Raw genomic sequence first — 299 nt, 5'->3', positions numbered from 1 at the left:
GGAGCCATAAGTTCACGAACCTCGATAGTGGAAGAATCAACAAAGAGCATACTATCATTTCCAGTTGCATCAGATTTAAGATTTGCATCAATGAGGATAGGGATTTCTGAACCATTCATAGACTCATATGTATTAACTCTATGACCAAGACCAATGTCAATTTTATCGTTATAACGTCTATATGGTGCAGCGAGTTTTTTCAATTGTTTCCCCACATTTGCGGTAGTAACAATGCAATCCACATTACCTCCATTTCCATCAATAATTTTTGTAAGCATGTCATCAATTACATCTTCACT

1 protein-coding gene is annotated in these 299 nt (G+C 36.1%); it reads right to left on the bottom strand.

Annotation, left to right across the window (positions count from 1 at the left end; all coding sequences use genetic code 11):
- A partial coding sequence (locus ON24_RS09400; RefSeq protein WP_040682696.1) for an SU10 major capsid protein occupies positions 1-299 on the bottom strand: 299 nt, incomplete at both ends.

This window comes from Methanobrevibacter boviskoreani JH1 (genome assembly GCF_000320505.1).
In the GTDB taxonomy this organism is placed as follows: Archaea; Methanobacteriota; Methanobacteria; order Methanobacteriales; family Methanobacteriaceae; genus Methanarmilla; species Methanarmilla boviskoreani.
The sequence above is the reverse complement of the archived record's forward strand: the minus strand, read 5'-3'. Positions and strand labels throughout refer to the sequence as shown.